We start from the raw sequence: 19,473 nt of genomic DNA, 5'->3' as shown, positions 1-19,473 counted from the left end.
CGACGCCCGAGCCGTCGGCGGGGCCCCGCAGGCGTTGCGGGTCAGCAGATGCGCGGCAACTGCTCGCCGAGCGGCAGGTCCACCACCCGGGTGCCGCCGAGCCCGGTGGCGACCACCACCATGCCGGGGTGGTCGGCGACGCATTCACCGATGAGTGTGGCCCCGGCGCCCTGCGGATGGGCGCGCATCGCCGCGAGGACCTCCTCCGCCTTCGCGGGGGGCACGAAGGCGACCAGCCGGCCCTCGTTGGCGACGTAGAGGGGGTCGAGCCCCAGGAAGCCGCAGGCGTTCGCGACCGCGTCCGGCACCGGAATGGCACGCTCCCGCAGCCGGACACCGGTTCCGGAGGCGCGGGCGATCTCGTTGAGGGACGCGGCCAGACCGCCGCGGGTCGGGTCGCGCAGGACATGGATGTCCGGGGTGACGGCCAGCATGGACGCGACCAGGTCCGCGAGCGGTGCCGTGTCGCTGGCCAGCTCGACGCCGAACTCCAGCCCCTCCCGGACACTCATGATCGCCACCCCGTGCAGGCCGATCGGGCCGCTGACGATGACGGCGTCACCGGGCCGCGCCCGCTGGGGGCGGATGTCCACCCCGTCGGGGACGAGCCCCACACCGGCGGTGCTGACGTAGACACCGTCTCCGTGCCCGGACTCCACCACCTTGGTGTCGCCCGTGGCGATGGTGACCCCGGCGCTCTCGGCCGCCGCGCCCATGGCGCGCGCGATCCGTTCGACGACGGCCAGTTCGACGCCCTCTTCGAGTACGAAGGCGGCGGACAGGTAGGCGGGTTTGGCTCCGCTCATCGCGAGGTCGTTGACGGTGCCGTTGACCGCGAGGTCACCGAGGCTGCCGCCGGGGAAGAACAGCGGTCTGACCACGTAGGAGTCGGTGGAGAAGGCCAGCCGGGCGCCGCCCAGTTCGAGGACGGCGGAGTCGGCGAGCGCGGCGAGCATGGGGTTGCCGTAGGCGGGCGCGAAGATCTGCTCCATCAGCTCCGCCGACAGCGCCCCGCCTCCGCCGTGTCCCATGACCACGACGGGCTGGTCGCGCAGGGGTGCGGGGCAGGTCCAGTTGGCGGGGTCGACGGTTTCGGCGAGTTCAGCCAACGGGGTTCATCTCCTTGCCCGCGGCTCCGGTGGCCTGCGGTGTCGCGGCGTTCATCCGGCGGTACAGGTAGTACGCGGCGCAGGCGCCCTCGCTGGAGACCATGGTGGCGCCGAGCGGGGTGCGCGGGGTGCAGGTGGTGCCGAACGCGGCGCACTCGGTCGGCTTGATCAGCCCCTGGAGCACCTCGCCCGCGCGGCACTCGGCGGGCTCCTCGGTGCGGATGTCGGTGACCTGGAAGCGGTGCTCGGCGTCGTACGCGCGAAACGCCTCGGTCAGCCGCCAGCCACTGTCGGGAATGGGCCCGATGCCGCGCCAGTTGCGGTCGGTGACCTCGAACACCTCCTCGATCATGCGTACGGCGGCCGGGTTGCCGTCCTCCCGCACGGCACGCGGGTAGGCGTTCTCCACCCGGTGCTCCCCACGCTCGAGCTGGCGCACCGCCAGGCGGATGCCCTCGAGGATGTCCAGCGGTTCGAATCCGGTCACCACCAGCGGTACGCGGAACCGCTCGGCGAGCCGCGGGTACTCGGCCGTGCCCATCACGCTGCACACGTGCCCGGCGGCCAGGAAGCCCTGCACCCGGCAGGCGGGGGCGGTCATGATGGCCTCGACGGCCGGGGGCACCCGTACGTGCGACACCAGGAGGCTGAAGTTGGCCAGGCCCAGGCGGCGGGCCTGGTGCACGGCCATGGCGTTGGCGGGGGCGGTGGTCTCAAAGCCGATGGCGAAGAAGACCACCTCCCGGTCCGGGTTGCGGCGGGCCAGCTCCAGGGCGTCGAGCGGTGAGTAGACCACCCGGACGTCGCCGCCCTCGCCCTTGACCCGGAACAGGTCCCGGCCGGTGCCCGGTACCCGGAGCATGTCGCCGAAGGAGCAGAAGATCACCCCGGGACGCGAGGCGATCTCCAGTGCCTTGTCGATGACCTCCAGCGGGGTGACACACACGGGACAGCCAGGGCCGTGGATCAACTCGACCTGCTCGGGCAGGAGTTGGTCGATGCCGTGTCGGATGATGGAGTGGGTCTGGCCGCCGCACACCTCCATCAGGGCCCATGGCCGGGTGGCGGTGGCGCGGATCTCGTCCAGCAGCCGCCGGGCGAGCTCGGGGTCGTTGAACTCGTCGATGTACTTCACGCGCTTCCCGCCTCCTTCGCCGCCTGCTCCCAGGCGTCGCCGAACTCCTCCTCCAGCAGCCCCAGTTCCTCGAAGAGCTTCAAGGAGGCCAGGGCCGATTCCTCGTCCAGGCGCTGGAGCGCGAACCCGACGTGCACGATGACGTACTCGCCCACCTTCACGTCGGACACGTACTCCAGACACGCCTGCTTCTGCACACCACCGAAGTCGATCAACCCGGTGAGCGGATCGGCGCTGTCGTCGATGGCGACGACCTTGCCGGGCACTGCCAAACACATGGGTCACTCCTCTTGTCGTTCGTGCGCCGCGACCACGAGTTGTCCAAGGGCCAATCCGCCGTCGTTCGGGGGGACTTCGGCGTGCCGCAGCACCGCGAAGCCGTCCTGGGCCAGCAACCGCGTGCACTCCTCCTCCAGCAGTGCGTTGGCGAAGACCCCGCCGCTGAGGGCGACGGTGGCCACGCCGGTGTCCCGGCGCGCCCGCCGGCAGATCTCCGCCACGGCCTGTGCGACGCCGCGGTGGAAACGCGCCGCGAGCAGGGGCACCGGTGCGCCCCGACGCAGGTCGGCGACGAGTGCCATGAGCGCGGGCGCCGGGTCGCACGTGCCGGAGGTGATGCCGAAGGCGTACGCCGAGGTGTCGGCGTCCCGCGCCGAAACGGCCGCGGCTTCCAGTTCCAGGGCGGCCTGGGCCTCGTATCCCGCGCGGTGGCACACACCCACCAGGGACGACACCGCGTCGAAGAGCCGCCCCATGCTGGAGGTCGCCACGCAGGCAACTCCGCGAGTCAACTGCCGCTCCAGAACGGTCAGTTCGACGGGCGAACAGGCGGCGACGCAGGGCAGGTCGCGGTCCCACGGCATTCCCGCGGCCCACAACCGGGCCAGGGCCAGACGGCACGGATTGGCGACCCCGGCGTCTCCGCCGGGCAGCGGTGCGGGGAAGAGGTGGGCGAATCGCCGGGCCCCCGTGTAGTCGGCGAGCAGGATCTCGCCGCCCCAGACGGTGCCGTCGTCGCCGTAGCCCGTGCCGTCGAAGGCGACGCCGATCACGGGTGTGGTGCCGTCGAGGCCGTGCTCGGCCATCGCCGAGGCGATGTGCGCGTGGTGGTGCTGGACGAAGACGGGTGTGGGACAGGGCAGTTGGGTGGCGCGTCGGTGGGCCCAGCGGGAGGAGTAGTAGCCGGGGTGCCGGTCGGCCGCGACGAGTTCGGGGGTGACGCCGCTGAGCCGCCGGATGTGCCGTTCCGCCCGCTGGGCGGCCTCCAGGGTGGTCAGGTCGCCCATGTCGCCGATGTGCGGGCCGAGCCAGGCCTGGTCCCCCTCGCCGACACACAGCGCGTTCTTCAGGTCGCCGCCCACCGCGAGCGCGGGCCGCACGACGACCGGCAGACGCAGCGGGCGGGGCACATACCCGCGGGAGCGGCGCAGCACCTGTTCGGTGCCGTCGGCGCGCACCCGCAGCAGCGAGTCGTCGCACGGGGAGGCGATGACCCGGTCATGGGCGAGCCAGGCGTCGGCCAGCCCGTCCAGCCGGGTCAGCGCCTCCTCGTCGTCCGTGACGATCGGTTCGCCGGAGCGGTTGCCGCTCGTCATGACCAGCACACGGGGGCCCGGCGGATCACCGGGCAGCCCGAGCAGCAGCGTGTGCACGGGTGTGTAGGGCAGCATCACGCCGAGGTGGGGGCTGCCGGGGCACACTCCGTCAGCGAGCCGGAGGTGCGCGGCCCGCTCGTGCCGGCGCAGCAGCACGATGGGGCGGCGCGAGCCGGTGAGGGCCGTGCGCTCGGCGGCTGAGACCTCGGCGATCGACCGCACAACATCGAGGTCCGCGCACATGACCGCGAAGGGTTTGCCGCCGCGCTCCTTGCGGGCGCGCAGCGTGTCGACGGCCGCCGCGTCGGTGGCGTCGCAGGCCAGGTGATAGCCGCCGAGGCCCTTGACCGCGAGGATCCGTCCGGCGGCCAGCAGAGTCCGGGCTGCCGCCAGGGCGTCGGCGTCCCTTGCGGGGCGCAGCCCGCTGCCGGCCGCGGGCACCAGGCGCAGCCGGGGGCCGCAGTACGGGCAGGCGACGGGCTGGGCGTGAAAGCGGCGGTCCGCCGGGTCGCCGTACTCCCGGGCGCAGGCGGGGCACATCGGGAAGCCGCCCATCGTGGTCAGCGCCCTGTCGTACGGCATCCCGGTGGCGATCGTGAAGCGGGGGCCGCAGTGGGTGCATGTGACGAAGGGGTGGCGGTGCCGGCGATCGGCCGGATCGGCCAGTTCGCGCAGGCAGTCGGCACAGGTGGCGGTGTCGGGTGGGAGCTGGGTGCGGCCCGGGGACCGCTCGGTGGCCCGGATGGTGAAGGTGTCGTCGGCGCCGGTGGCGGGCAGGTCCTCGACGCCGACGTCGGTGACGGCGGCCAGCGGTGGGGGCTGCGTGGCCAGTCGATCGCAGAAGCGGGCCACTCCCTCCGCCAGGCCCTCCACTTCGATGAGGACGCCGCTGGCCGTGTTGCTCACGAAGCCGGACAGGGCGAGGTCGGTCGCCAGGCGGTGCACGAACGGGCGGAAGCCCACACCCTGGACTGTGCCGCGCACGGTGACGCGGCAGCGCACCGCCTGTGTGGCGGGCGCGGTCACGCGAGGCGGCCGGCCGCGAGGCCGGAGTCCTCACCGGCGTGCTGGTGACCGTGGGGGTGCGGGGCGAGGGGCGGACGGTGCGCGGGGGCCCCGTCCCGCGCGGCCAGCACCCGTTCCAACAGGGTTCCGACGCCGGCGCCGTCACGGGCGCAGGACCGGACGACCTCGACCCCGGGGTTGACCTGCTGCACATGCGTGAGGAACGCGGTTTCGTCGAACCCGGCGGCCTCGGCCAGATCGGTCTTGGTGAGCACCACCAGATGGGCGGAGCCGAAGGCCGTGGGGTACTTCAGTGGCTTGTCCTCCCCCTCCGTCACCGCCATGAGCACGATGCGCAGGTTCTCGCCGAGGTCGTAGGCGGCCGGACAGACGAGATTGCCGACGTTCTCCACGAACAGCACCGCGGTGTCCTCGGGCAGCCAGCCGTTCACATGGCCGCTGAGCTGACGGGCCTCCAGATGGCACAGCCCGTCGGTCAGCAGCTGTTTGACCGGTGCTCCGGAACGGGCCAGCCGCTGGGCGTCGTTCTCGGTCGCGAGGTCGGCGGTGAGAGCAGCCACCGGGACGCCTCGCTCCACCGCCAGGGCCAGCATCCGTCCGAGGAGCTCCGTCTTTCCACTGCCGGGACTGGACAGGAGGTTGGCCAGGCAGACTCCGCGCCTGGTCAGCTCGTCGCGCAGGCCGGCGGCCAGGCCGTCGTTCTTCGCCAGGACGGCCTGGGTGACGTCGTCCAGGGACTCGCACATGGGCGCTGCTCCTCGCGGTCGGTGTGGGGAGGACCGGGTGTCGGTGCGTCACCGATCCTCGACGCCGCCGGCCACCGGCTGCGGGACCCCGGCCGTGGACGGGCCCGTGGATTCGTCCGGGCGGCTCAACGGGGGCGTGGCCGCGGGGTCGGCGAGCAGCACCGGAGTCATGGCGTGCAGTGCTGTGACGGCCCGTTCGACCGCGTCGCGGACCGTCGCGCTGATGCCCGGGGCGATGTCGTCGTCGTCGCGGGGCCGCGCCTCGGGCTCGCAGGCCAGCACTAGGACGCGCGGCAAGGGCTCGTCGCCGAGGTGGGCGGCCAGGGCCAGTACCTTCGCCGGATCCATGCCGTGCGCCTCCGGCGGGGCGGCGCCCGTGCGCGTGTCCGGGAGTTCCGGCTCGATCAGCGACAGGGTGCCCGGGCGGTGCCCCCGCACGGACGCGTCGACGAGGACGACCGTGTCGTAGCCGTCCAGCAGCTCGTATGCGAGATCGATCCCGCGGATGCCGAAGTCCCGCACCCGCACCTCGGCGGGAAGGGGTCGCAGGTCCAGCGCGCGGATCACCTCGGGGCCGAAGGCGTCGTCAGCGAGGAAGATGTTGCCGACGCCCGCCACCAGCAGGCGGGTGGCGGACCGCGTCACCGGTCACTCCCGGCGACCGGCTCGTCGATGGGGGACAGGGGGCGGGCCGAGCCGCCCGGCAGCTTGCGGACGAAGGCAGAGCGCAGGGCGTGGTACGGGGCGTGCGGATCGAAGAAGATGGCGCGCATACGGGCGAGCTCGGCCCGCCGGTACTCCGCGAGCGGCCGCTGTTCCTCGTCCGCACGGCGGGCCGCGGCCTTCGCGGCGATCCGCCGCGGGAGGTCCGGATCACGGGCGAGTCCGGCCGCCATCCGGTCGACCTCGGCGGCGAACTCCTGTGCCGGGACCTCCACCACACGGTCCACCAGCCCGATCGCCGCGGCCGCGGCGGCGCTCACCGGGAGTGCCTCGGTCGTCAGCCGCCCGGCCGTCTCGGCTCCGACGCGGCGCGGCAGCGTGTACGTCCACAACTCCGACCCGTACAGGCCCATCCGCCGGTAGTGCGGGTTGAGGACGGTACCCGTGCGGCACCACACCTCGTCGGCGGCCAGGGCGAGCATGACGCCGCCGGCCGCGGCGTTGCCGCCGAGCGCCGCCACCACCATCCGGTCGGTGGTACGCAGCACCGCCTCGACCAGGTCGTCCATGGCGTTGAGGTTGGCCCAGGACTCGCCCGCCGGGTCGGCGGCCGCCTCGATGACGTTGAGGTGGATGCCGTTGGAGAAGAAGTCGCGGGCTCCGCCGAGCACCAGCAGCGAGGTGGGGCGGGTGAGCGCATACCGGTAGGCGGCGAGCAGCCTGCGGCAGTGGTCGGTGCTCATCGCCCCTGCGGGGAAGGAGATGGTCAGGAAGCCGACGTCGCCTTGCTGCCGGTACCGGATGTCGGTCCAGGTGCGCCGCCCGGCGGGCAACTCGAGCGGGGCGGTGTCCTCCGGCAGCCACCCGGGACGGCTGCCGGACCACGAAGGAGGCCCGATCCGCGACCTTGCCTCGGAGCCGGAGGGGACCGGGAAGGAAGCGAGCACGGCGGCAGCGGGTCGGCGGAACGGCGCGGGATCGCCGGAGTTCTTGCGGGGACGCAGCTCGGGAATCCACACCGCGCCGTCCAAGGTGGCCCGGCAGACCGCCCCGGCGCGCGTCGCGAGCAGTTCCCCGGGGCGGCCGCGCAGCCGGTCCTCGGGATGGCCGCCGTGCAGGAACACCTCCTGGCCGAGGAGCTCGTCCAGGACCCCCGGCTGCGAGTCGGCCCCGCGGAGCTTGCACAGGACCGTCTCGGTGCTGTCGCCCTCCCAGTCGATCCTGCGCTGGTCCTGGCGGAAGAAGTCACGCCACACCACGCGGATCGAGGGCTCGCTCTGCGCCTGGGGTTTGAACGAGCCGTCGGAGTATCGCTGTACGGCCAGCTTGACTGCGGCCACGGCGGCGTCGGAGGCCTCGTTGCGGTACAGATCGCTCTTCCCGACCGGCGCCATCGGGAACGACTCGGACGCCCACACGTCCCCCGCGTCCATCGCCGCCTCGGCCTGCAGCACCGTCACTCCCCACCGGGCGGCGTCCTCGGTGATCGCCCAGTCCAGGGATGAGGGGCCGCGGTCGCCGGGCGGCCCCGGGTGCACGACGAGGCAGGTGTCCGCCTGCCAGACGTCCTCCGGCAGCGCTGTCTTCAGCATCGGAGCGATGATCAGTTCCGGACACACTTCGAGGACGGCGGTCCGGATCGCTTCGGCGCCGTGGGAGGCGAGAACGACATCGACCCGGTGCCCTTCGTCCGTCAGTTCCGCGTACACACGCTGGGACAGGCTGTTGAACGCGCTGGCGACGAGCAAGATGTCCATGACGCGGCATGATCGTCGGTTCACTGGAGGCCGCGAAGGACCCCGGCGGCGTTTCGCCCTCCTCCGTCAGGTCTCTTCCCCCATCCGGATCGCATTCCGCGGGAACTCGAGCACCTCGTCGGCCTCGTCCGGCCCGCTCAGAGCGGAAAGACGGCGAAAGCGGAGGTGCACTCTTCGTCACCCCGAATGGCGACTTCCACGACCAGGCATTCATCACGCTCGACCCGCGGCTATGGAAAGCGGGTACCTACCACCGCACGGAGAACAGCGGACCGCTTCAACCCGCTCCATCTCGATCTGCGACCGCCGAGGCAACACCACCAGAGGGCCCCCGCCTCGCCTACCGGCTCGCCCTATGTCCCTGCCTTGGCCCGTCGAACACTGCGTGGGGCGGCGGACAACCAGGCGATGGCCGCGGTGATCAGCCAGGTCTGGCGTGCGGCGGACAGATCGTTCGCTGGGAGGGTGACAGTGGCGCACAGGGCGGCGGCGGGGTGGGCCGACCAGGAGCCGCGGGCGTCTGCGGGGCGCGTGCCTGGCGCCCACACCGGGGAACTCATCACTCACGCATCGGCGCTCGTCGCCGTGATCAGGCTATGGGACAGGCCCGCTGGACCATGCGCTGGAAGACTGCACTGAACGCCCGCGACATCACCTGGAGCGTGGCCCTTCCCTCAGCTGCTCGAGGACTGCGACCGCGGTCCGGTGGTCCCGGGAGCCGAATGTTCTGTGAGCCGTGGTGCGGCTATGTCGAGGAGGAGCTGTCGCCCGACGTCCTGGACGGCACCATCGCCCCCGGCCGCGTCTTCGATCAGACCTTCACTCTCGACCGGACACCTGACGCCTACCGGGCCATGGCCGACCGCCAGATCCTCAAGGCCCTCATCCGCCCCTGAACCCGAACTCCCTGTGCCCGGCAAGGACTTCCACTCATGCAGTACGTGACCTGGAACAACGGCGCTGAGATGCTCCTGCTCGGGCTCGGCGTCCAACAGATCCCCGCCGAGGAATGACGGCGTTCGCTGTACGCGGTGACGGCCTGCCGGCGTCGGTGAGCTGGCGCGTGGAAGGGCTCTTCGATCTGCTCATGTCCGAGCGGCAGAACGACCCGGGGGCCCTTTGGCATGGCAGCCCGGGGAGGCTGCCTCGCAAGCGCGCCGTCGGCCACCGCCTGTTCCCTCGGGGGCGCCTGTCCCCTCGGGGGCTACGGGCTGATTCCCCGGACCGCGATTGCCAGCAACCGTTCTGCCTCCGCGGTCGGATCCCGGCGGTGCTCCGTCGCCAGGACGATGCCGGTGACCAGCGTCACCAGATCCTCCGACGTCACCCCGGCCGGCACGGCGCCGACGTCGACCGCCTGCCGCAACAGTGGTTCACCGGCGTCGATGAGGCGGTCACAGGGGTGCTCCTGGCGCGCGTCTGTTTCGTCGCGCACCAGTGCCACGGCCATGCCGCGTGCTGTGGCGGCGTACTTCGCCAGCGCGGTGAGCCATTCGAGCAGCGCTCCCCGGGCGTCCTCGGTTTCGGCCAGCTCGAGGGCCCGGGTGTGGAGCGCCTCGACGCCTTCGCGGAAGACCGCGTGCAGTAGGGCGCGCTTGTTGGGGAAGTGCCGCCGCACGGTGGCGGACCCGACGCCGGCCGCGCGGGCGATCTGCTCCAGCGATGTCTCGGCGCCGTGCGCGGCGACTTCCTGCTGGGCGACGTCGAGGATCAGCGCGTAGTTGCGCTGAGCGTCGGATCGCTGCCCGCCCATGAACCACCTCCCAGTACCCCGAAGTGGCGGGCCCCGCCACTTAGTGGTTATCGTAGCGGAAACCGAAGTGGCGGGGCCCGCCACTTAGCCGTCCGAGGAGTGTCCATGTCCACCGCACCATCCGCGCCACTGGCATGCAGGACGGCGCTACCGCCCGTGACCTGCTAGTCGCGGGTGAGTTCCGCACACTGGTCGGCCTGCACCGGTGACCACCTACCACCAAGTGGGGCGCCGCACCGGCGTGCTGTGCGAAGGCGTCGCCCTGTGCCCGACCGATGGGGAGCCCTTCGTCCGGCTTGGCGAGTCCATCACATACGGGTACTGCGAGCAGGACGACTTCGAGCCGAGCGCCGGCCGGCCCTCGCTCTCGCTGGTGCAGTCACCACATCCGGCCGCCCTCGCCTGAGGGCGGCGCAACCCTGAGACGGAGAAATCATGAGGATTGGCGTTATCGGCACGGGTGCGATCGGGGCGACGCTCGCTCGCAAGTTCAGTGCGGGTGGACACGACGTCGCGGTCGCCAACTCCCGGGGGCCGGAGACCATCGACGCCGGTGTGCTGGAGTTCGGGGCGCGCGCGGCGACGGCCGCGGCGGCCGTGCAGGACCGGGACGTGGTCATCCTGTCCGTCCCCTTCGCGCGGATCCCCGCGCTGGCCGACCTGTTCTCCTCCGTACCCGGGGAGACCGTGGTCATCGACACCTCCAACTACTACCCCCACCTCAACGGCCCCGTCGAAGCGGTGGACAACGGGCAGGTGGAAAGCCTGTGGGTGGTCGAGCAGCTGCGCCGGCCCGTGGTCAAGGCGTGGAACGCCGTCCTGGCCGGAACGCTGCAGACCAAGGGGACCCCGGCGGGGACCCCTGGCCGCATCGCCATCCCGGTCGCGGCCGACTCCGGCGAAGTTCGCCGGTTGGCCATGCGCCTCGTCGACGAGAGTGGCTTCGACCCCTTCGACGCCGGTGTGCTGGCCGACTCCTGGCGCCAGCAGCCGATGGGTCCTGCCTACTGCACCGAGCTGACCCTGGACGAACTCGGCCCGGCCCTGGCCGCGGCCGACCGGGTCAAGGACAAGGGGATCCGCGACAGCCTGATGGAGCGATTCGCCACGATCGGCTCCTCGCCGACGCTGGAGGAGGTCGTCGAGCTCAACCGCTCCGCCCACCGCTGACGCACGGGACACCATCCTGGCGAACGGCCTCGCCGGCACCGCCCGTGAAACGCATCCGCCCCCACGGGAGCCGAACACACCAGAGAGGAATCGCATGCCCCCCAGCCATGCCCTTCACCGACGTCGTGCGGGCCCGCCGCTCCGTCCGTCCTGCCCACCCCGCTGTCCCCCTCCGACATACACGGCGTACTGGAGACGCTAAGAGGGCCCCGTCGAACTGCTGATCCTCGCCGTGACCGCGCTGCACGGCACCATGGCCGCCGACCCGCACGGCGCCGGGTACGCCCTGCTTGCCGTCGCCGTCACCGTCGGCGTACACCTGGCCTTCGGGCGGCGCACGATCCTGAGCGTCGGTATCGGCACCGCCGTCTACGTCGTCCTGCTCAACGCCCTCTGACCCCCGTCCCGAGGAGGAGCACCGTTGCGTCCCGGCAGCTACTACGAGCGCATCGACGAGCGCCGCTACAAGACTCTGGAGTTTCCCGATCTGCTGCGGCTGATCGACGAACGTGCAACCGCCTTCCGCGCCGCGATCGCCGCCGCGCCCAGCCTCGACCTGCCTGTGCCGACCTGCCCCGGGTGGAGGCTGTCGGACCTGGTGCAGCACATCGGCGAGGGCCGCCGCCGCTGGGCCGCCACCGTCGCCGCCGGGCCGGACGCCACGTCCAGGACCCCGGCCCAGGGGGACGCAGTCGCGCCGCAGGAGCGCGAGGCCGTGCAGGCCTGGCTGGCCGCCTCGACCGGGCTGTTGCTGGCAGCCCTTCGGGAGGCCGGTCCGGACCAGGGCTGCTTCACCGGCTGGGGTAACACGCAGACGCCGCACACCGCCGGTGGCGTCGCCCGGCACCAGGTCCAGGAGATCGCGGTGCACACCTACGACGCCCAGCTCACCGTGGGCGAGCCGGCCTCACTGCCTGTCGAGTTGGCGCTCGACGGTGTCGAGGAGACCCTGTTCATCACCTGCTTCACGACGAGCGCCTGGCCGCACAAGCCCACCGCCTTCGACTTCCACGCCACCGAGGGCCGCTCCTGGCGCCTCACGGCCGACGGCGACGGCGCACGGACCACCCGGCTGCCCGCTACCGGCGAGGACCCGGACGCGGCAGGCGTCTCCGTCCGCGGCACGGCCAGTGATCTCGTCCTCTACCTGTACGACTGTATCTCGGCGGACTCCCTGCAACTCGACGGGGACCCGCAACTGCTCGACCTGCTCCGCGCCTGGGAACCGGAGGACTAGGCGCGACGACACGCAACCGCGCACAAACCGGCCGCTTGAATCGCGAACGGTCTCGTAACGAACTGTCGGCGGCGCCCTGGCAGAGCGTCGTTTTCGAGCGCGAGCTGCCGGATGGCCTCTTCATACAGCTCCAGAAAGCGCCGCAGGTCGGTGTGGGGAACAGCCCCCGCTGGCCCAACTCCCTGGCAGGCGTGCCCACATAGAGGGCGGTCCTGTCGACAGGCGTCATCCTCCGGGCACACCGACCAGAACGCGCCGGCGTTACGGAGACCAGCGAAAACTGCCCAGCCGCGGGACGCTTTCCCGGTTTCCGCCCGGCCGTCCCGTCAGGCGAAGGGGTGTTTCTGCTCCAGCAGGGCGATACCCAGCGACGTCACGGTGTGGAGGACCGCCTTGCCTTTGTGCCGGATGGTGACCAGGTGAGCATCGCGCAGCACCGTCGCATGGTGGCTCGCGGTTGCCGGCGAGATGTTCAGGCGGCGGGCCGGCTCCGTGATGCCGCATCCGCCGACGGCCGCCCTCAGGAACTTCATCACCGCAGCCCGGCCCGAACCACTCAGCCACAGGTCCGCAAGAGGGCCGGAGGGCGTCGGCTACGGCGCTTCGCACATGGCGAGTGCGGTTCGTGCCAGCCCGCGCAGCCAGGTGTGGGCGTGGTCGGTGTCGTAGCGCTGATGCCACGACAGGTATATCGGCGCCGACGGCAGTTCCAGCGGGAGGGGAAGCACGGCCATGCCGAGGTCGTCGACCGCTGACCGCGTGGTCGCTTCGGGGACGCTGATCAGGACGTTGGAGCCGCGCGCGAACTCCAGGGCGGCCGCTTCCGTGGGCGCGGTCGCCACCACGCGGCGGGTGAGGCCGAGCCGCGCGAGGGCGTCGTCGATGGCATTGCTGAGGTTTCCACGTCGCGAGACGGTGACGTGCTCAGCGGCGGCGTACCGCTGCGCGGTGACGGTCCTGACGCGGGTGAGGGGGTGCCCCTGCCGCACGACGATGACGAGATGGGTCTCGCCCACGTTCTCGGCCCGGATGTCCGGTGCGCTCGGGCGGTTGGCGTTCGCCTCCAGATCGACCTCTCCGCGCCGCAACTCGGGGGTGTCGGTGCTCGCTTCCGCGACGAAGCGCAGTCGCACGCCCGGCGCCTGTGCGCGCACGGCCGCGAGCAGTGCGGGGCCGCTCAAGGCGACCAGGGAATCGTGCCAGCGGAGGGTGAACGTGCGCTCGAGCGTTGCCAGGTCGAGTTCACGGCTCGGTGCCAGCACCCCCTGGACCTGGTGCAGCAGCTCATGCACCTGTTCCCGTACGGCGATCGCATACGGGGTCGGTGTCATCGTGCGGCCGGTGCGTACCAGGATCTGGTCCCCGGTCGTGCGCCGGATCCGGCCCAGACTCCGGCTCATCGCGGGGGCGGTGACATGCAGGCGCGCCGCTGCCCCGGCCACACTGCCCTCCTCCAGCAGCGCGTCGAGCGCGGTGAGCAGATTCAAATCCAATTGCATATGAGTAATTCTATCCGTGCCTGACATGCATTTGAAGTTAATCGTGGGGCTGCATACCGTTGAGGCGAAAGCGCAAGAAGCAACGCGCAGTTCGGCCCCGACCGGCCTCAACACCCCTCCTCAGACGGGAACACCACCATGTCCGAAACGCTTCAGACCACTGACGTCACCGCCTCCGACGCCGACCTGCTCGGCCAGACCGTGATCGCCGTGCGTGAGGCGGGTTCGGCGCTGCGCGAGCGCTTCGGCGACGTGGTCCGCTACCAGAGCCGCGACGAGCTGATGAGCGCGCTCGCCGGCAACGACGACACGGCCCTCGACATCCTGCGCCCCCGCCTCACGCGCCTGCGCCCGGACGCCGGCTGGGTGGAGAATGAACTGGACGGCGGGGCGCTGCCGGCCGGCGAATGGTGGGTCGTGGATCCGGCCGAAGGAAACGTCAACCACCTGCACGCCCTGCCGGAGTGGGCGGTGACCGCCACTCTCGTGCGGGAGAACCAGCCGGTGCTCACCGTGGTCCACCTGCCGTTGACCGGTGAGACCTACACCGCCCTCACCGGCGCGGGCGCCCATCTCGACGGCAAGCCGCTGCACGTCTCCCAGACCGCGGACCTCGGCCTGAGCATCGTGGCCACCAGTCAGGCCCGGCCGGACGAGGACGAAAAGGTCGTGCGGCGCGTCGGCTCCTCGATCACCGCGATGCTCTTCGACGCGCTCGTCGTCCGCGTCGCCGTGCCCGCGACCCTGCATCTGCTGAACGTGGCCGCCGGCCGGATCGATGCCTTCTGGCAGTTCGCCGGCGCCCGCGCGGACCTGTTTCCCGGAGCGCTGCTCGTCACCGAGGCCGGCGGACGGATCTCCGACGCGGAGGGCCTCCCCTGGACCCCGCAGAGCCAGAGCTTCCTGGCTGCTGCGCCCGGCGTCCACGCCGAGGCCGTATCCACGCTCTCGCGCTGACCGCGCACCACCACCCGCACGCACGGAAGGACCCCATCATCATGACCACGATCGCAGTACTAGGTAATGGCCGCGTCGGCGGCAACCTGGCCGCAGCCCTCGCCCGGGCAGGACACAAAGTGACCGTGGCGGACCGCACGCCCGGCGCCGCCGCCGACGCCGCCCGCACTGCCCGGATCGTCATCAACGCCACCCCGGGTGCCGGCTCGCTGGACCGGCTCGCCGCTCTGCGCGAAGAACTCCGGGACAAGATCCTCGTCGACGTCTCCAACGCCACCACCGACGGGCCGGACGGACTGCCCGCCGATCTGATCCATCCCGGCTCGAGCCTCGCCGAACAACTCCAGGAAGCGCTCCCCGAGACGCGCGTCGTCAAGACACTCAACACCATGCTCTTCCCAGTGATGACCTCGCCGGCCACGCTCTCCCAGACGCCGACCGCGTTCCTCTCCGGCGAGGACCCGCAGGCCAAGCAGACCGTCCGCGAGCTGCTCACCGACCTCGGCTGGCAAAAGGACTGGATCACCGACCTCGGCGGGATCCAGACCGCCCGCGCCACAGAGGCCGCGATCCTGTTCGTACCGCACGTCATGCGGGCCACCGGATTCACACCCTTCGCGATCTCCATCGCCCGCTGACGGTCGAGCTGAGTCGGTGGGAGGTAGCAGCCAGAACTGGCGCGCCGCCATGCAACCGTCCTGTTTCGATGGGTCGGCCTGCGCTCCGGTACCGACGTGGGCGCACGGAGGCAACACCCCTTACTCAGGCAGTAGTTGAGTACGCGTGCTCATATCCGGCGCTCGCCGCGCGACCAGTATGGAAGCACGGCGCCGCTGAGAGCGCCGGTGGGATCCAATTGAGTCCGTCGGGGAGAGTTTCCATGTCGCGTCGTATCGTTCTGTCTGGTGTTGCCGGTGTCGTCGTGCTCGCTGGTGCCGGTGCCTTCGCCCTCGCCTACGCCGGGGACCAGGCGCCCGCTCTGGCGCACAGCACGGCCCGCTACACCGCTCCCGCCGCCGGCCGCGACGGCTCGCTGGCCTTCACCACCGACGTCACGGCGTCCTCCGGGGTCAAGAGCGTGAAGGTGGTGGCCTGGCCGGCGAACTCGTCCTTCGCGAAGAAGGGGCTGACGGCCAAGGAGATGGCGGCCACCGTCGAGTCGGCCGACTGCACGCCCTCGGGCGGGGACAGCGAGCGGTGCACCTACAAGGTCCCCGTCACCCGGGCCGACGCGGAGGGCTCCCCGAAGGGGCTGTGGCACGTCGCCGTCCTGGTCACCGCCAAGGACGGCGACACCACCCTGGACACCAAGGCCGCCGACTTCACCGTGGCCTGATCCGAACGCGAGCGACGGCCGCCTGCTGGCGCTCCCGCGGCCAGCAGACGGTGTCGCGCCGCCCCGTGCGAGCCCGGGCGGCGCTGAGCGAACCAGGCTCTGAAGCGGTCAGTTCGAGGTGGTGCGTTTTCGGCTTCCTTCTGAGCGTCTCTCCGAACCGCGAGTCTGTCATCACCCGTCCGAGTGGTGTGCCATGGCACCGCGAGGTACCGGGCGGGAGCCTCGTTCTGACGCCGCTCCTGCCACGGGCCTGTGCTGACGAAGCGCACGGCCGGTCCGCTCCCCAGTCGGCCGTTACCGATTCCGTGCACAGCCGGCAGAGCCGGACGCCGCCGCTGGCGTACCGGTGAGCCTTTCGCTGGCAGCCGGTTCAGGGGCCGACCTTGTCACCCGTGCAGACCAGGGCGGAGGGGTGCTGCTTCGGTGATCGGTGGGGGAGTGTGACGCTCGCCTGGGAGGTCTCCCGCATTGGCGTTCGCGGCTGCATCGGGTCGACTGGGAGGAACGCCAGGGCTGGTACTGCGCCCCGACCGGACTGAATGCCTCATAGTTGCGCAGGACATGCGGGCCGCCGCGGACGACTTCCGTCGCAGCCGCCTGGGTCTTGGACCCTTCCGTGCCGTGTGCGGCAGGCAGCGCCGCAGCCGCGTCCGCCGGTTCTGCAGCGGGTACTTCCCGCGGGACGGCGAAGCGGAGGTCGGGCTCTTCACCGATGTCTCCTGAGGAGAAACGGCCACGGACCCGTTCACTCCATGTCCGGGTTCCGTAACCGGTGCCGGTTGCGTACAACGCTGGTCGGGTGACGACGGTCGAACCCTTCGAGGTCGACAAGCTGTTGGAGCAGTCGACGAAACGGGGGATTCACATGAACATCATTCAGCGTGCCGCCGCGGTCGGAGCGGTCACCGCCGCCGTGGTCGGCGCCATGGGGGCTATCGCACCGCAGGCAGGGGCGGCGACGCCCCTGGCGAAATACAACGGTGTCTGCGGCGCGGGCTACAAGGTGGTCGACTCGGCACCGGTCGGTACGGCGGGCACGGTCTACCTGACGTACAACCCGTCGACCGGACAGGACTGCGTGGTCACCGTGCGCGCCCGTCCCGGCACCGCCGTGTCCATGCTGGCAGCGCTCACGGACGCCCAGGACGTCGACCCCGAGTTCGACGACGGCTTCTACACGACCTACGCCGGTCCGGTGTACATCGGCCACCCCGGGCACTGCGTGAGCTACTGGGGACGGATCTCCGGCCAGAGCGGCGGAGCGAACAACGTGCACTGCGCACCGCTCACCGACTGAGCGGTCAGCGGGCCCGGACCGGGTGCTCGCCGTACCCGGCCTTGCTGCCCAGCTGATCGCAGGGACCTGGTCGTCGCGCATGAGCGGGGTGACCCGGACCGGGTGCTGTCCCCGGTCGGCCTCCAGGCGAGGGAGTACCACGACGAACTGCTGGAGCCGGCCGTCCTGGGCGTGGCCTCCCTGTGCCACCCGCCGGGCGGCCATGCCACTGCCCTACCAGGACGAGCCCGGCGGGCCGGAGGAAGCCGATGAGCTGTGCACCGGCGCCTCCAGCGTTGCCAGCCCCCCCCTGGCGGAGCACGACCTGGTCCACCAGCCGCACCAGTGACATACCGCCGCCCGTTCGGTAGGGCTGCACGGGCGCGGAGCGCGACACTGCGCCGTTATAGGACATCGGCGAGACGGTCTACCTGATCCGGGTCGAGGCCGTAGCAGTAGAGCATGACCTCGTCGGCGCCGAGGTCGGCGAAGCCGGTGATCGCATCGCGGATCTCGGTCGGAGTGGTGAGCATTCCAGCTACCATCCGGTCGGCCATGCCGGTGAAGGTGTAATACGCGTGCATGTTGGCCTGGGCGTCGTGGACCACGTCTTCAGGGCCGAGCGCGACGTTGACCTGCGCGACAATGCGCGGTTCGCCGTCGCGGTCGTACTGCTTCCAGAACCTGCGGGCGATGTCGAACAGGTCACCGGCCCAGGAAAGCGCCGCGGCGGCGAGGAAGCCGTCACCCCAGCGCGCAACGCGCTCGATCGCGGCAGGCTGGAAGCCGCCGAAGAGCACCTCGGGGCCGCCCGGCCGGGCGGGCGCAGGACCGATCGGGCTGATGTCGTCGCCGTACGGCTCTCCGGACCACAGGCGGCGCATCACCGTCATCTGCTCGTCCAGGCGTCGGCCTCGGGTGCGTTTGTCGATGCCCGTTACCTGATGGTCGTCATCCCGGCCGCCGATACCCAAGCCGAGGACCAGGCGGCCACCGGTCATCCGATCCAGGGTGGCGGCCTGCTTGGCGAGGAGGGCGGTGTCGCGCAGCGGAGCGAGCAGCACCTCGGTCTGGACGCGGATGCGGGAGGTTGCACCCGCGAGGACAGCGAGTGCGACCAGCGGCTCGGGGTTGTGGTAGACGAGGCGGTCGAGCAGGCCGAGCGTGCTGAAGGGCCCGGCGTCGGCGCGCTGGGCCCAGGTGAGCAAGGTGGCAGGGTCGCCAATGGGCAGACCGATACCGACGTTCATGAAGGAGACCTCCGAAGGGAAGGGTCGACAAAAACTGCTGCCGCCCCTCCGGCACCTCAGTGAGGTGGGACGCTCCTGCTCTGCGGCGTGTTTCTGGGGAACGTCTAGTCGAAGTGATCTCACCCTAGAGTGAGTCGGTTTGGTGGGACAAGCCAATTCGGGCCATCTCCTGCCCCTGCGTCGCAGGCAAGACCTTTGACGCTGATCGAGTCGAAGAAGAGCGTCGGGACGCCCACCCGCATCCGCGCCGCCGTCCGGCGCCGGATCGGTCCCAGACACCGGCTCAAGCAGGGGCGCGGCCTGGCCCTGCGATGAAATGACGGCATTTCAGTCATAGAAGAAGAGCTCAAGGTCCTCGACGGACCCTGGCCCGGTGAAGAAGCCTTCAGCCTTGGCGATCTCGCCTTCCGGCGGCAGCTCGCCCTCTAGGAACTGCCGCATCCAGATTTCCCCTTGCTCACCGACCGCGTAGATGCCAGACAACAACTCGGCCATGCCCGCCGGGCGCGGCGGGCGGCACCCGACGACTGGCTGGAGCACCCACCCGCCTGACCGGGCCGCGAGCCGCAGCACCCCGGCCCAGTTTGCGATACGCCCGATTCGCACGTGCCGCAAGTCCTCGGTGAACGGGGCCATCCGTCCACCACACAGAGGGTTTGTGGCCGCGCCGATGTCCTTGATGACCTGCCGTTCCACGGCGTCACGGACCCAGCGCCCTGCCTGCGCTTCCTCGATAGCGGCCTCCCACCACTTCCACCCGCCATCGAACCGGCCTGCGAATGTGTCCATGCAAACAGACTTCCATGCAGGATGCCCCAAGCACTCAAGAGGGCGTCGATCAGCGGACCGACTCATCAAGGGGACAGGCTCTAGGGCCTGTCTGACAAATGATCACCCGGCTGGTTCGCGGAGCCAGAGGATGAGTGCTGCGAGGCGAAGTCCGGCGCGGTAGCGGTCTGCGAGC

General features: G+C 71.0%; 20 protein-coding genes and 1 pseudogene. 9 read left to right on the top strand and 12 right to left on the bottom strand.

The features are described from left to right. Window positions 1-41 precede the first annotated feature (41 nt). The 7 genes from hypE to ABZT93_RS38320 are packed head-to-tail and all read right to left on the bottom strand — an operon-like array spanning window position 42 to window position 8,031. Window positions 42-1,109, bottom strand: a complete 1,068-nt coding sequence (hypE, locus tag ABZT93_RS38350; protein WP_356113408.1) for a hydrogenase expression/formation protein HypE — start codon at window positions 1,107-1,109, stop codon at window positions 42-44. Further along, complete coding sequence (hypD, locus tag ABZT93_RS38345) at window positions 1,102-2,244, bottom strand: hydrogenase formation protein HypD (protein ID WP_356113407.1); 1,143 nt, start codon at window positions 2,242-2,244, stop codon at window positions 1,102-1,104. The genes hypE and hypD overlap by 8 nt, the downstream gene beginning before the upstream one ends. Further along, window positions 2,241-2,522 (bottom strand): HypC/HybG/HupF family hydrogenase formation chaperone, encoded by a 282-nt coding sequence (locus ABZT93_RS38340; RefSeq protein WP_356113405.1) that lies wholly within the window; start codon window positions 2,520-2,522, stop codon window positions 2,241-2,243. The genes hypD and ABZT93_RS38340 overlap by 4 nt, the downstream gene beginning before the upstream one ends. A gap of 3 nt (window positions 2,523-2,525) precedes the next feature. Next, a complete protein-coding gene (hypF, locus tag ABZT93_RS38335; RefSeq protein ID WP_356113403.1) occupies window positions 2,526-4,865 on the bottom strand; it encodes a carbamoyltransferase HypF in 2,340 nt (779 codons plus the stop codon). Next, window positions 4,862-5,611 carry a hydrogenase nickel incorporation protein HypB gene (hypB, locus tag ABZT93_RS38330; protein ID WP_356113401.1) on the bottom strand — a complete coding sequence of 250 codons (750 nt, stop codon included), beginning with the start codon at window positions 5,609-5,611 and terminating at the stop codon, window positions 4,862-4,864. The genes hypF and hypB overlap by 4 nt, the downstream gene beginning before the upstream one ends. A gap of 48 nt (window positions 5,612-5,659) precedes the next feature. Further along, complete coding sequence (locus ABZT93_RS38325) at window positions 5,660-6,256, bottom strand: hydrogenase maturation protease (RefSeq protein WP_356113399.1); 597 nt, start codon at window positions 6,254-6,256, stop codon at window positions 5,660-5,662. Next, a complete protein-coding gene (locus tag ABZT93_RS38320) occupies window positions 6,253-8,031 on the bottom strand; it encodes an enoyl-CoA hydratase-related protein (protein ID WP_356113397.1) in 1,779 nt (592 codons plus the stop codon). The genes ABZT93_RS38325 and ABZT93_RS38320 overlap by 4 nt, the downstream gene beginning before the upstream one ends. A 755-nt stretch (window positions 8,032-8,786) precedes the next feature. On the opposite strand from ABZT93_RS38320, the pseudogene ABZT93_RS38315 reads away from it, so the two are divergent. Next, window positions 8,787-8,927 (top strand): annotated as a pseudogene (locus tag ABZT93_RS38315) (IMP dehydrogenase); the annotation flags it as partial. A gap of 308 nt (window positions 8,928-9,235) precedes the next feature. On the opposite strand, the gene ABZT93_RS38310 reads toward ABZT93_RS38315, so the two are convergent. Beyond that, complete coding sequence (locus ABZT93_RS38310) at window positions 9,236-9,784, bottom strand: helix-turn-helix domain-containing protein (RefSeq protein WP_356113395.1); 549 nt, start codon at window positions 9,782-9,784, stop codon at window positions 9,236-9,238. Between the two features lie 205 nt (window positions 9,785-9,989). On the opposite strand from ABZT93_RS38310, the gene ABZT93_RS38305 reads away from it, so the two are divergent. From ABZT93_RS38305 to ABZT93_RS38290, 4 genes are all read left to right on the top strand, one after another. After that, window positions 9,990-10,190: a hypothetical protein gene (locus ABZT93_RS38305; RefSeq protein WP_356113393.1), complete on the top strand. Its 201-nt coding sequence runs from the start codon at window positions 9,990-9,992 to the stop codon at window positions 10,188-10,190. 29 nt (window positions 10,191-10,219) lie between these two features. Continuing rightward, window positions 10,220-10,954 carry an NAD(P)-binding domain-containing protein gene (locus ABZT93_RS38300; protein WP_356113391.1) on the top strand — a complete coding sequence of 245 codons (735 nt, stop codon included), beginning with the start codon at window positions 10,220-10,222 and terminating at the stop codon, window positions 10,952-10,954. Between the two features lie 232 nt (window positions 10,955-11,186). Then, window positions 11,187-11,351, top strand: coding sequence for a hypothetical protein (locus ABZT93_RS38295; protein ID WP_356113388.1), 165 nt, complete (start codon window positions 11,187-11,189; stop codon window positions 11,349-11,351). Between the two features lie 24 nt (window positions 11,352-11,375). Beyond that, window positions 11,376-12,191 (top strand): maleylpyruvate isomerase family mycothiol-dependent enzyme, encoded by an 816-nt coding sequence (locus ABZT93_RS38290; protein WP_356113387.1) that lies wholly within the window; start codon window positions 11,376-11,378, stop codon window positions 12,189-12,191. A gap of 326 nt (window positions 12,192-12,517) precedes the next feature. On the opposite strand, the gene ABZT93_RS38285 is transcribed toward ABZT93_RS38290, so the two are convergent. Together ABZT93_RS38285 and ABZT93_RS38280 are read right to left on the bottom strand one after the other, a co-directional pair. Further along, entirely contained in the window at window positions 12,518-12,724 is a 207-nt protein-coding gene (locus ABZT93_RS38285) for a helix-turn-helix domain-containing protein (RefSeq protein ID WP_356113385.1), read from the bottom strand. 60 nt (window positions 12,725-12,784) lie between these two features. Next, the gene (locus ABZT93_RS38280) at window positions 12,785-13,690 is read right to left on the bottom strand and encodes a LysR family transcriptional regulator (protein WP_356113384.1); all 906 of its coding nucleotides are present in this window, start codon (window positions 13,688-13,690) and stop codon (window positions 12,785-12,787) included. Window positions 13,691-13,828: 138 nt separating this feature from the next. Between ABZT93_RS38280 and ABZT93_RS38275 the strand changes: the two genes are divergently transcribed. The 4 genes from ABZT93_RS38275 (at window position 13,829) to ABZT93_RS38260 (ending at window position 17,280) form a co-directional block, all read left to right on the top strand. Then, window positions 13,829-14,647 (top strand): 3'(2'),5'-bisphosphate nucleotidase CysQ, encoded by an 819-nt coding sequence (locus ABZT93_RS38275; RefSeq protein ID WP_356113382.1) that lies wholly within the window; start codon window positions 13,829-13,831, stop codon window positions 14,645-14,647. 41 nt (window positions 14,648-14,688) lie between these two features. Then, a complete protein-coding gene (locus ABZT93_RS38270; RefSeq protein WP_356113380.1) occupies window positions 14,689-15,285 on the top strand; it encodes an NAD(P)-binding domain-containing protein in 597 nt (198 codons plus the stop codon). A 242-nt stretch (window positions 15,286-15,527) separates the two neighbouring features. Continuing rightward, entirely contained in the window at window positions 15,528-15,983 is a 456-nt protein-coding gene (locus tag ABZT93_RS38265; RefSeq protein ID WP_356113379.1) for a DUF5707 domain-containing protein, read from the top strand. A gap of 865 nt (window positions 15,984-16,848) precedes the next feature. Next, on the top strand, window positions 16,849-17,280 hold the full coding sequence (locus tag ABZT93_RS38260) for a spore-associated protein (RefSeq protein WP_356113432.1): 432 nt from the start codon (window positions 16,849-16,851) through the stop codon (window positions 17,278-17,280). A 383-nt stretch (window positions 17,281-17,663) separates the two neighbouring features. Here the strand turns inward: ABZT93_RS38260 and ABZT93_RS38255 are convergent, their stop codons facing one another. Together ABZT93_RS38255 and ABZT93_RS38250 are read right to left on the bottom strand one after the other, a co-directional pair. Further along, window positions 17,664-18,509 carry an LLM class flavin-dependent oxidoreductase gene (locus ABZT93_RS38255; protein WP_356113377.1) on the bottom strand — a complete coding sequence of 282 codons (846 nt, stop codon included), beginning with the start codon at window positions 18,507-18,509 and terminating at the stop codon, window positions 17,664-17,666. Between the two features lie 327 nt (window positions 18,510-18,836). Next, window positions 18,837-19,298 carry a hypothetical protein gene (locus ABZT93_RS38250; RefSeq protein ID WP_356113375.1) on the bottom strand — a complete coding sequence of 154 codons (462 nt, stop codon included), beginning with the start codon at window positions 19,296-19,298 and terminating at the stop codon, window positions 18,837-18,839. Window positions 19,299-19,473: the final 175 nt, after the last annotated feature.

This window comes from Streptomyces sp. NPDC005303 (assembly GCF_040607335.1).
GTDB lineage: Bacteria > Actinomycetota > Actinomycetes > Streptomycetales > Streptomycetaceae > Streptomyces.
The sequence above is the reverse complement of the archived record's forward strand: the minus strand, read 5'-3'. Positions and strand labels throughout refer to the sequence as shown.

Coding starts and splice junctions, on each gene's coding strand:
- ABZT93_RS38340 (WP_356113405.1), bottom strand. CDS start 2,522: ATGTGTTTGGCAGTGCCCGGCAAGGTCGTCGCCATCGACGACAGCGCC.
- hypB (WP_356113401.1), bottom strand. CDS start 5,611: ATGTGCGAGTCCCTGGACGACGTCACCCAGGCCGTCCTGGCGAAGAAC.
- ABZT93_RS38320 (WP_356113397.1), bottom strand. CDS start 8,031: ATGGACATCTTGCTCGTCGCCAGCGCGTTCAACAGCCTGTCCCAGCGT.
- ABZT93_RS38310 (WP_356113395.1), bottom strand. CDS start 9,784: ATGGGCGGGCAGCGATCCGACGCTCAGCGCAACTACGCGCTGATCCTC.
- ABZT93_RS38300 (WP_356113391.1), top strand. CDS start 10,220: ATGAGGATTGGCGTTATCGGCACGGGTGCGATCGGGGCGACGCTCGCT.
- ABZT93_RS38285 (WP_356113385.1), bottom strand. CDS start 12,724: ATGAAGTTCCTGAGGGCGGCCGTCGGCGGATGCGGCATCACGGAGCCG.
- ABZT93_RS38280 (WP_356113384.1), bottom strand. CDS start 13,690: ATGCAATTGGATTTGAATCTGCTCACCGCGCTCGACGCGCTGCTGGAG.
- ABZT93_RS38275 (WP_356113382.1), top strand. CDS start 13,829: ATGTCCGAAACGCTTCAGACCACTGACGTCACCGCCTCCGACGCCGAC.
- ABZT93_RS38270 (WP_356113380.1), top strand. CDS start 14,689: ATGACCACGATCGCAGTACTAGGTAATGGCCGCGTCGGCGGCAACCTG.
- ABZT93_RS38265 (WP_356113379.1), top strand. CDS start 15,528: ATGTCGCGTCGTATCGTTCTGTCTGGTGTTGCCGGTGTCGTCGTGCTC.
- ABZT93_RS38260 (WP_356113432.1), top strand. CDS start 16,849: ATGAACATCATTCAGCGTGCCGCCGCGGTCGGAGCGGTCACCGCCGCC.
- ABZT93_RS38255 (WP_356113377.1), bottom strand. CDS start 18,509: ATGAACGTCGGTATCGGTCTGCCCATTGGCGACCCTGCCACCTTGCTC.
- ABZT93_RS38250 (WP_356113375.1), bottom strand. CDS start 19,298: ATGGACACATTCGCAGGCCGGTTCGATGGCGGGTGGAAGTGGTGGGAG.